At 40.6% G+C, this 11,190-nt stretch carries 8 protein-coding genes and 1 pseudogene; 5 read left to right on the top strand and 4 right to left on the bottom strand.

Going from position 1 to position 11,190, the window contains the following annotated elements; all coding sequences use genetic code 11:
- The first annotated feature begins 652 nt into the window (after positions 1-652).
- Complete coding sequence (locus tag F8S12_RS39400; protein ID WP_196521723.1) at positions 653-1,084, top strand: hypothetical protein; 432 nt, start codon at positions 653-655, stop codon at positions 1,082-1,084.
- Between the two features lie 207 nt (positions 1,085-1,291).
- Here F8S12_RS39400 and F8S12_RS39405 read toward each other — a convergent pair whose 3' ends face one another.
- Positions 1,292-4,738: a leucine-rich repeat domain-containing protein gene (locus F8S12_RS39405; protein ID WP_196521724.1), complete on the bottom strand. Its 3,447-nt coding sequence runs from the start codon at positions 4,736-4,738 to the stop codon at positions 1,292-1,294.
- 28 nt (positions 4,739-4,766) lie between these two features.
- Positions 4,767-5,255: a hypothetical protein gene (locus F8S12_RS39410; RefSeq protein ID WP_196521725.1), complete on the bottom strand. Its 489-nt coding sequence runs from the start codon at positions 5,253-5,255 to the stop codon at positions 4,767-4,769.
- A 436-nt stretch (positions 5,256-5,691) separates the two neighbouring features.
- On the opposite strand from F8S12_RS39410, the gene F8S12_RS39415 reads away from it, so the two are divergent.
- Entirely contained in the window at positions 5,692-5,835 is a 144-nt protein-coding gene (locus F8S12_RS39415) for a hypothetical protein (protein ID WP_196521730.1), read from the top strand.
- A gap of 271 nt (positions 5,836-6,106) precedes the next feature.
- Here the strand turns inward: F8S12_RS39415 and dnaA are convergent, their stop codons facing one another.
- Entirely contained in the window at positions 6,107-7,489 is a 1,383-nt protein-coding gene (dnaA, locus tag F8S12_RS39420) for a chromosomal replication initiator protein DnaA (RefSeq protein WP_196521726.1), read from the bottom strand.
- Positions 7,490-7,722: 233 nt separating this feature from the next.
- Here dnaA and F8S12_RS39425 point away from each other — a divergent pair, with 233 nt between their 5' ends.
- Positions 7,723-8,964, top strand: a complete 1,242-nt coding sequence (locus F8S12_RS39425; RefSeq protein ID WP_196521727.1) for an HhoA/HhoB/HtrA family serine endopeptidase — start codon at positions 7,723-7,725, stop codon at positions 8,962-8,964.
- 99 nt (positions 8,965-9,063) lie between these two features.
- Positions 9,064-9,603, top strand: a complete 540-nt coding sequence (gene def, locus F8S12_RS39430) for a peptide deformylase (RefSeq protein WP_196521728.1) — start codon at positions 9,064-9,066, stop codon at positions 9,601-9,603.
- 276 nt (positions 9,604-9,879) lie between these two features.
- Here def and F8S12_RS39435 read toward each other — a convergent pair whose 3' ends face one another.
- Positions 9,880-10,719 carry a PEP-CTERM sorting domain-containing protein gene (locus F8S12_RS39435; RefSeq protein ID WP_230968586.1) on the bottom strand — a complete coding sequence of 280 codons (840 nt, stop codon included), beginning with the start codon at positions 10,717-10,719 and terminating at the stop codon, positions 9,880-9,882.
- On the opposite strand from F8S12_RS39435, the pseudogene F8S12_RS39440 reads away from it, so the two are divergent.
- Positions 10,705-11,190 (top strand): annotated as a pseudogene (locus tag F8S12_RS39440) (helix-turn-helix domain-containing protein); the annotation flags it as partial. The gene F8S12_RS39435 and the pseudogene F8S12_RS39440 sit on opposite strands and share 15 nt — an antisense overlap.

The following is an 11,190-nucleotide window of genomic DNA, read 5'->3' on the forward strand; positions in this document are numbered from 1 at the left end:
GCAATTCATGAATTGCCCCTACAGCGTGTACTTTTGCGTAAGTCCTATCATTATTAAAGTGAAATGGTATAAGTACTGCATATTTCGAGATGATTTTTCACGACAAACTCGATATGAGCGTCTAACGCATCACTAGATAGCACGGTGGGTTGGGTTAAAGCCGTAATGCACTCTATTTTATCTGTCAAAATTTAAACCTTTGCAACTTATGCATGCCGCTATATAAGAAACGTTTAAGCATTTTTTGTAAATGTAGAAGCAGCTTTAGCAAATACTTGATGCTTTGCAACAAATACTTCTCCATGTATAAGAAAGGTTTAAGTATTTCCAGCAAATATATAAGTCGTTGCAACAAATGCTTAATACTTTGCAATAAATACTTCTCCATGTATAAGAAAGGTTTAAGTATTTCCAGCAAACATATAAGTCGTTGCAACAAAGACTTCTCCATGTATAAGAAAGGTTTAAGTCATTGCAACAATTGTTGTAACGATCTGATGAATTGATTTAATACCGGAAATCTCATAATAATCTAAGTGAAATTAACTAAAGTTTTTAAAATGCGATCGCGCTTCTCTACTGTATTCTCCCATGACAACCAAAGATATTTTTGTATAAAACAGTACTATAGACCTAGTAGCAGAGATGCATCATGGCACGTCGTAAAAGAAACTCCAACATTTTAGAGCAAGCTGATCGCCGGATTGAAAGCTTACAATCTATCAGCGTAGAACTTGACTTTGGGCAAGGACTGACTATGGAAGCTTACACTATCACAATTAACGATTTCCGGTCTAAGCTTGCTGCCTACAATACTTCTTTATCCACCGTTGACAAACTCGCAGATGACGTGAACAACGCAGAACAGGTTTTAATGTCAATGTCAGAAAAAATGTTACTAGGAGTTGGCAGCCGTTACGGTAAAAACAGCCAAGAATATGAGATGGCGGGTGGTGCGCGACGAGGTAATAACAAGAATAAGCAACGTACACCGGGAAATGTCAAACTCACCAATCTTTTAGCAAGCGATTCTGTTGAGCTTTCTACTGTAAACGGATCTATGAATGGGGCGTCGGGTGCGTAGGCGTAGCTCGTCGTAGACATCGCAGTTAGCTAAGATCCAACAGGAAATTTAAGTTGTCAAAAGCCTTAGGATAATGATAATCAAATAGAGGGGGAGGAGGCAAGTGTCGCTTGCCTCCTCCCCATGTCTTTATGCACAATTATCATTTTTATTGAGATTATTTTGGGTATTTTAATTGATTGACAAAAAGCACTTTATTTTAACCTCTCACGAATAGATTTTGAGGTTAGTCAGGTTAGCCAGAGGGGAAACATCGCTCACCTGCGTTCTTGAAATATCTAGCGATGTGAGGTTGGTCAGGTTAGCCAGAGGGGAAACATCGCTCACCTGCGTTCTTGAAATATCTAGCGATGTGAGGTTGGTCAGGTTAGCCAGAGCAGAAATATCGCTCATCCACAACACGTATAGATTTAGCTTTGTGAGGTTGGTCAGGTTAGCCAGAGCAGAAATATCGCCCACCCACACGTATAGATTTAGCGATGTGAGGTTGGTCAGATTAGCCAGAGCGGAAATATCACTTACCTGCGTTCCCCAAAGATATAGCTGTGTGAGGTTGGTCAGCTTGGATAAAGAATTTAAGTTATGCAATTTTCTTGGAATTGAAATCGGAAGAAGCCCATGTTCTTCAACGTGTTGCCTAATGACTGATATTTGACTCCAATCATCAACAAAGCTCACTAGTTCTTGAGCAACTTTGACAGTCGAATCATCTAAAAACTCTTTCAGAAGATCGCTGGCTCTCTGGTCACCGATTAATCCCAGCGTTCGCACACACGCTGCACGTTCTGCTGCTTTCAAGCCTGTTCGATTTTTAAGATAAGGTATGATCGCTTCACCACAGGATGCTAAGGCTGTTGCATCTGTCAAATTTTGAGGTGGCAAAAGCTGTTTTGATAACTGAGTAAAGGCTTGGCTAATTTCTGAATCATTTAGCTGGTAAGCATTTGTGTAACACCGAAGGAAAAAGAACTGCTGTGACCTAATTTTTGCAGCTTCTAATCGGTCTTCTTTTTTCCGTGCTTTAGAGGGAGCATTTAAAGGAGTTTTTTCAAGAATTGCTTTTACAAGCTCAGTAGCAAACTTAGAACCATCTCGTGGTAGCGCAACAGCAAACAAAATAACAGGTTGCCAGGAAGCTTCATCAGTGTTATCTGCTAATATTTTAAGATCACCGATATTAACAAAACGTTCGGCGGCGAGAAACTCTTTTAAAGTGTTGTGCAGAAATTCAATTCTTTGCTCACTTGATTCTTGGAGTATCCCACTGCGCTCAACGAGCGCTCGGCGAATATCACAAGCCTTAATATTAGAATGCTTATAGCTTCCTAACGCTTCAGCGATTTGCTGGTCGGCTTCGGCTTCAGTAATTGCAGATACACCTGAACTAACCATGTGGAAAGCGAGTTGAGACAGCAATCCTTTACGAACCCGAAATTCTAATCGTCCATAAGCTTCATCAATCCATTTTTGGGCTTCAAAGCTCAAACGCTCTTTGTCGCGGCGATCAAGCAGCATTTCGCACAGCTTTTCGCATAGATCAACAGGTGTTTCTGGAAGGTTCTCATTTCGTGCCCGATGAAGCGCACAAACCACTGCACAAAGCAACGGATTACTGGTAAGTCGAGCCGCAGCAGGGGTAACCTCAAGTCGCTGCTTTAAGCGTTTTGCCAAAGCTCGTAAATCGGCAGCTTCGTTCCAATTTCGTAAACGAACCTCCATCGCATCATGCCAGCGATCAATGAAGGTGTCCCGGTCAGGAGGGGTCATCGGTTCAACCCGCGCAGATACAAACCCAAGTCCAATAAAATCAACTTTTTCAACTGCTTCAGGGCGTGTTGTTACCACATAGTAGTTATCTGGGTAAGTTTTCATTAACTGACGGATTTCTCGCATTGTTTCATCCCGCGCTTGCTGCGGGACTTCATCTACACCGTCAAACATCACCAGGGCACGACCACTTTTTAAGATATCATCAATCCAATTGGCGGGAGGATCGGGTAGTTCTTTTGCAAGTAAAAGAGGAAATTCGCCTGGTCGAGGCAACTCACCATTAGTACAATCCCGCAAGCGAATAACAAAGGGAATTTTTTCTCGCCAGTCACCAGAATTATCTGAAAATTGAGTATTAGGTTCTCCATCAAGCTTACTCAATGAAGGCTTAATCAATGGTAGTTTTTGTCTTGCTGTGTTTCTAGAATCAAGTTCATTTGTGGCAGATTGAACAGCAGCCCAACGCAAAAGGGTTGTTTTTCCACTACCAGCAACACCACGTATCAGCAAACGCTTTTGATCACAAAGATTATCAAAAACTTGCTCTGCTGGAAATGTAGTTTGATCTCTAGCTGTTAATTCGTTAATATCACCTTCTAATTCTTCTGCTTCTGTAGTCTCCTCATCTTCATCCGACAAATTTAAGGATACATACGCAACAGTCAATGAATATTCCTTCGATTCTCTAGGTACATCAATGCCAAAAAGCTGCACATAATCCAACTTATCAGCGACAGCTTTACGATAGCGAACTTCATAATCTTCTGCTCGATCAACTTTACTCTCACAAGTAAAGTTAATCGGAATATTATCTTCTACAGTAGGTTTAAGGTTTTTTTTTGCAGCTACAGAACTAGATAACTTTTCTATCCAAGGCGTTAAATGTTCTAAAACCCAACATCCTCTGTCATCTGTTCGATTATGAATAATGCGAGGAATCCACCCTCCGCCTGTAGAATCGTATTGACGCAACCAAACTTTACCAGTTCTGTTTACAAAGTCAAGCTGCACAAAGTTATAGCCATTGTTTTTGCTTTCAGACCATTCATGACAAGCACCTGCTGAAATAACTGTGTGCCCGTTTGAAGCATCAGAGCGAACAAAATCCTGATGCTCATGACCATGTAGCACAAAAGGAAAATCTCGTTCTAACTGCCTACCAAAGATTGGGTTTTCTTCAGGCACTAACCAATTCGTAGGATGATGCAAAAGCGCAATAGCAAAATCATTCTTTGGAAGTTTTTGACGCAGAGTTTCCAACTGAAACCGACCTGCCATCCATAATCTACCTATCTCTATACGCCCGGCTCCTGATGATGACCACGCAGAGTTAAAACCAGCAATGCCAACTCGCAAGCCAGCAACCTCACGAGCATCTGCATAAATTAAATGCTCTCGACTAGTAAGTAAGTGGTCATAGCCATAGGTTTGTAGAAAGTGAGCATAATCATCTAACCGACCAATAATTCGTTGCCATTCTATACCAGCATCTTGGACAAAACTGGTAACTTCATCGAGTGAGCTAATACTCTCTAATGCTTGTTTCTCAAACCTTGATATTTTATTTCGATTAACGTCATGATTACCCGGTACAAGAAAAAGGTTCCGTTGCTCAATGGCTGGCTGAAAAGATTCTCGGACTGTTGTTAAGAAGTCATGGGCTTCACGAAATTGTTCGGCTATTGATTTTCCTTCACCACTCCCAATGTGACCAAATGCGGCATCACCCGTAAAAAAAATTAGATCCGGTCTTAACCCATACTGCTCCTGCATCTTTTTAAGATCCTTGCAGAGAGTATCAGTAACTCGTTTAGCATCCCAACCAGTTCGTGGTTTACAAGCATGGATATCTGAAAGATGCAGCCAGGTCAGTGTTTGAGCCATTTAGAGAATTCCTTATTAATAACCAGCCTCAAATTAAGGGAATTGCCTTCCAAGCAATTAAAAGAAAAACGATTTCTAGAACGTAACTGACAAAAACGGCGGGATTTAGCAAACCGTCCCAGATATAACCTTTACGTTTGGGAGATGTAACCCGTTTTAAAGCATAATTCCAGCTATTAAATATGGCAGGCCCTCTGAATTTGCAAGTTTCTAAGAGGGTGGTTTCAATTTCGCCTACACGGGGATAAAAGCCACGTTGAAAATGCTTACACTGGCTTTCTAAAACCCAAAAAAAGATTGGAATGGTGCAGCCAACCAATGCAAGAACGCTCTTATTCTGTTGCAGTGCTAATATAATTACAGCACCAGTTCCAGTGATACCAAGAGCTTTAATTGCCCAAATCTGCTTATTGTAGTCTTCAATAGTGGTTTGCAGGAAAAAATATTCCTGCTTCAATAACTCCAACTCAAAATTATCCAGAGCATTAGAAGAGTTAGAAGGTTGAGAATTAGACATCAGCCTTACAGTAATAATACTTGTTACGTATAACATATTACTTGAAAAAAGGCTACATCAGGCAGGTGACTTAACTCAAAAGTGTAGCTTGAGCTAGCGATCGCACTAGCTGCAATTTTCCAATTATGTTAAAGCGATCGCCGTTTACAAGTAATAAATAGCAATACCTTTGCCAATTTACGAGGGTGAGTTGATATCTGAACTCCCTTTTCTCTGAGGCTTGGCAAAAACAATAAGTCCTAAAAATTCCTTCAAGGTTTCCCACAAGGTTTTTTAACGTATTGTCCGTAGTATCAAGGGTTTGATATTCCAAGCTACCTTATAAGCTAAACGCTTATGTATGGGTCATTTTGCCATTTTTGCCCAAATTTTTGTTGGCTCTTATTTTGGCAAAGGTATTGAAATAGTAGAACCAATTTAAAAATCATCTAGTCCCATGCAGTTGAATAATGGTGTTGGTATTGGGATGGCATCTTATCCGCTATTGGGTGAAGATGCTCAGGAATGGGTTTCGCGGACTCGACGGGAAGGAGATGAGCATCGAGAACGGTTGTTGACAGGAGATGGCTTTGGTTCGTAAATTCCTGTTGGAATCATAGTTAAGCAAGTTTATATCTGTGGAAAACTTGTGGAAAAGTGCCTGAAGTTTTCCACAAGGTAATTATACTTAATTAAGTTTTACTATAAAAATATCAAGTTTTTCACAGTTTTCCCACAAAAAGTAATGTGTTTTCCACAAGCTAAGTTAAATTTAATCAATTTTTATACTTTACTTAATATTTTTAACTAATTATTCAGCTGTCAAAGCTACATGATAATAGTAATGGTTGTGGAAAACTTAAAATCTATCTTCAGGATGGTTTTTGGGAGCGGCTAGTCATATTGACGCGATCGCTCAGTTGGCGTAGTGTTTGGGATAGAGTGCGATCGCTCTGGTCAAGTTGAGTAATTTTATCGCAACTGTACATTACTGTTGTATGGTCTTTACCACCAAACTCCTCACCAATTCTCGGAAAACTCAGGGATGTATGTTGGCGCATTAAATACATCCCTATTTGACGTGCCCAGCTAATCTCTCTTCGTCGTGAGTTACCTTTGAGGTCATCAATTGAAACATTAAAATTATTCGCCACAATTGTTAAAATTGCTTCTGGGGTAGCTGCTACTTTCTCATTGGGTGGCTCTAAAACTGGTGTAATATTTTCCACCGTCATGGGTAAACCCCAAATAGAAATATAAGCCAGCGCCCGAATTAAAGCTCCTTCTAATTCTCTAATATTAGAAGTATAGTGAGAAGCAATATATTCAATCACATCGCAGGGAAGAGGAATATTTTCGTCTTCGGCTTTTTTCTGTAAAATCGCCATTCTAGTTTCTAAATCTGGCTTTTGGATATCTGCGATTAACCCCATAGAAAACCGAGAACAAAGACGTTCTTGCAAACTAGGAATCTGGTTAGGAGGACGATCAGAAGCAATCACAACTTGTTTACCAGCTTCATGTAAAGTATTAAAAGTGTGAAAAAATTCTTCTTGGGTGTACTCCTTTCCTTCAAGAAACTGAATATCATCAACTAATAAAACATCAGCAGCTCGATAATGATCTCGAAAACTTTGCATACTATCCTTACGGATTGCTGTAATTAAATCATTAGTAAACTGCTCAGTTGAAACATAAAATATCTTACAATCAGGAGAAATTTTCCAGCGATAGTGACCAATAGCCTGCATAAGATGAGTTTTACCCAAGCCTACACCACCGCATAAAAATAAAGGATTAAACTCTTTACCCGGAGATTCTGCAACTGCTAAAGAAGCAGCGTGAGCCATACGATTGTTAGCACCAACTACAAATCTAGAAAATACATATTTAGAATTTAATTCAGTAGTTTTTTGATTGTGATTAGCAACAGTTTCAGAAATACTGCTGGGATTTGGTGATTCCCAAGAAACCTCTCCTTCACTAAAATGAGAAATTTCATCACCTTGAGCAACAGTAATGTAAATTCCCACAGGATGACCGAGAATATCTTGTACTACATGAGCAATGGTGTTGATGTAATACTTTTGTAACCAATTACGAGCAAATGGGTTAGGAGTGCGTATTACCAAGCAATTATTTTCTAATCGCTCCGCACTAGCAGTTTTGATCCAAGTTTCAAAGGTGGGTCGGGATAGTTCAAGCTGTAGGCGCTCTAATACCTGACTCCACAGACTTTCTATGGTAATTTCCATTATCCACCACCTTTGCTGCTAATTGTCACAATAGAAGAGAAAGCACCAATTTAGCATTGAGACACGCTAGACGTAGAATAAGCTTTTAAGTTGTAATCATTTTGGGACATACCCAGTAGGCAAGATTCTAACATCCACTGACCAAACTGAGGGCTGAAGTTACTTCTTAATTCCCACTCAGGACTCAGCACTCTTAACTCAGCACTCTAATTGATACGGAGAAACAACGACAAATGAAGACAACAAAGCATAACTCATCGCCCAAAAATATTGATCCCAAAGGTTTGTCCCACGGGCTGTGGATGCTCTTATCGGGGGTAGCAGTGGTGTTCCTGGGAAGCTGCTCTCTTCAACCAGCCAAGACCTTTGAGGCTCAACCAAGCGATACTCAAGTCCAAAACACGATTGATCCTAATCCGGTAATTGCCCCCCCACCAATTATCGCGTCGTCTGGAGATCCCAATTTTGTGGTAAAAGTAGTGCAAAATGTGGGGCCTGCGGTAGTTCGCATTGATTCTTCTAGAACAATTACTTCTCGCGTACCAGACGAATTTAACGACCCATCATTCCGGCGGTTTTTTGGAGACGCAGTACCACAGCCTAGACAACGGATAGAGCGGGGTAGCGGCTCTGGATTTATCATTAATTCCTCAGGCCAAATTTTGACCAATTCCCATGTGGTAGACGGTGCTGATCGAGTGACTGTCACACTCAAAGATGGCCGGACTTTTGATGGTAAAGTGTTGGGTGAAGACCCGGTAACGGATGTGGCTGCAATCAAAATTGACGCTAATAATCTGCCAACTCTATCTGTGGGTAACTCCGATGCTTTGCAACCAGGAGAAGCAGTAATAGCTATTGGCAACCCTTTAGGCTTGAATAATACCGTTACTTCTGGGATTATTAGTGCTACAGGTCGCTCTGGTAGCGACATTGGTGCTAGTGACAAGCGGGTTGATTATATCCAAACGGATGCTGCGATTAACCCTGGTAACTCTGGTGGGCCATTGTTAAATGCTCGGGGCCAGGTGATTGCGATGAACACAGCCATTATCCGAGGCGCTCAAGGCTTGGGATTTGCTATTCCCATGAACACTGTGCAAAGAATTGCCCAAGAATTAATTGCTACAGGCAAAGTGGATCATCCTTATTTGGGTGTTCAAATGGTGACACTGACACCGGAAAATAAAGAAAGAATCAAAAAGATAGCTGGCGATCGCTTAAATCTTACATCAGATGACGGCATTTTGCTAGTTGAGATTGTGCCGCGATCGCCTGCATCTGTGGCTGGGCTACGAGTCGGCGATGTAATTAAAAGCATTAATAACCAGCCTGTTACTAAAATTGAACAAGTCCAAAAGCTAGTAGAAAATAGCAAAATTGGTACTACCTTACCAATACAAGTGGAACGCAATGGCAAAATTATCCAGATAGGAGTTCAACCTGCTCCTTTGCCAGTAAGACGTGAAGGATGAAGTTAGGAGTCATTCGATTTTGGATTTTAGATTTTTCTTTCAATCCAAAATCCAAAATTCAAAATCTAAAATTGCCCAATGCCCCAAAGGAGTTGTATCATGCCTGAATTAGCACCAATCATTCAATTAGGCAATCCAATACTGCGTCAAAAAGCTGCTTGGGTTAATAATATTCAAAATGAGGATATCCAAAAATTAATTGAAGACTTAACTGCCACTGTTACCAAGGCTAACGGCGTGGGAATTGCTGCGCCTCAACTAGCACAATCCTATCGTTTATTTATTGTAGCTTCTCATCCTAATCCTAGATATCCCAACGCTCCAGAAATGGAACCTACTGCCATGATTAACCCTAGAATCATTGCTCATTCAACTGAAGTTGTCAAAGATTGGGAAGGTTGTTTGAGTGTTCCAGGAATTAGGGGTTTAGTTCCTCGGTATCAAGCTATTGAAGTGGAATACACTGACCCTCAAGACAATTTGCAAAAGCAAGAACTAACCGATTTTATCGCTCGAATCTTTCAACACGAGTATGACCACCTGGACGGTATCGTATTTGTAGATCGCTTAGAAAACACTCTTGATATGATTACTGAGCAGGAATACCAACAACGAGTAGTTAACAAGATAGAACTATAGCAATCCGATTTGATTTTTGAACTTATCTGGGTAGGCAGGCAAGAGGCAAGAGGCAAGAGGCAACGGGAAAGAATGCTCTTTGATCTGTACGGAGTTTTTTCAGAAATCAAATCATAGTCCTATAGTCCATTCAAAGTGACTTGTAAAATCTGTTTTTTCTCTCTGATATTTCTGTGCCTCTGCGGTAGAAATGTCAAGAAAGCAAAATTAGGCAATCACCTCTTTTTCTATTGCACCCGTTGGAGGTTCTGCAACAGTAACCAAGTTTATTGATTGCTATATTAGTTTCCGTTTAAAAACTAGAGTTGAGCCTAGTAAACCTAATAGAGCTAGAAAACCATTAGTGGAAGTAGGTTCAGGAACGGGTGCAGCAATAGGAGTTTGACGAATTGTAAAAGAATTGTAGAAATCGTTTCCATCTAAATCATCAGGGACATCAATAGAAAGGATGAAATCAACAGATTCACCAGGAGTGATAGATCCCCCAGACCAATCCAAATTGAAAGAGCCATCTTGGATGAGTTGCGTAAATTTAGACGAGGTTGGTTGAGGGTCAGAGCTTGAACCGTTGAAGTCAAAATCTGGAATTGCAAAACCAAAGGGGACAAGAATTAACTCAGGTGGGGCAAAGTCATCATTGACACCAAAACCAATCTTGAAGTTAAAGCCATTCCAGATAGAGTTCGTATTATTCACAACTGTTTCGCTAAATAAATACTCTGTTGTTTCTCCTGAAGGTTCAACGAAAAATTGGGTATCAATGGGGGCTATAGCTCGAAAACTTTTAGGGCTACAAGATATGCCGCGAAAGTTCAAGATTTGATTCGGGCTGGAGGCGATGCTATTATCGTTATTAGGAAATGGTGTTGTAACAAGAGTTTGAACCTGTGGACAGAATAGATCACCTAAACCTGATCCTGTAGGTGGACTTATCTCAGTAATGGTGCGACCTTGTGAGGCTCCGCTTAAGTATAAAGAAATTGTTAAAGTAGTAACGAGGGTTTTACTTATTCCTGTGATTTTCTGATATAGGAATCCTATTTGATTTTTGAAAAAGATTACGAGATAATACGGATGAGTGTAAAAGTGTAAGAGCAGACAATGATCAATCAGCATCTACAAACGGCAACACTACCTGGAGGAGTGGCAACTGCGATCGCTGAGTTACAAAATTTCATAGCAGCTTGTCGTGATGCCCGTGAAGCAAGAAAAGCTTTGGCAGTTAAATTGGTTTACCAAGATTACTTGTACGAAGAAATCCAAGCTATTCTAGATGTGTCTTTAGGTTCGATAACAGGCTGGAAACAAGCCTATGAGCAGGATGGAATTAATGGACTATGCTTGAACTACAAAGGCAGAAAAAGCTACGTGAGTGCTGAACAGCGAGAAGAAGTGTTGAGTTGGCTGCAAACCAAAAACTGCTGGGAACTGAGTGAACTGGAGTACAAACAAGATGAGTGAGTACGACGTAGTTTATGATTCAAAACAAAGTTACTATGACTTGTTTGATGCCGCTGACATCAGTTGGAAGAAAACCACAAAGCTGAATCCCAAAGCCGACGAGAATGCTGTTGCAGCAAAAAAAAA

Source organism: Nostoc sp. WHI (genome assembly GCF_015714725.1).
Lineage (GTDB): Bacteria > Cyanobacteriota > Cyanobacteriia > Cyanobacteriales > Nostocaceae > Nostoc.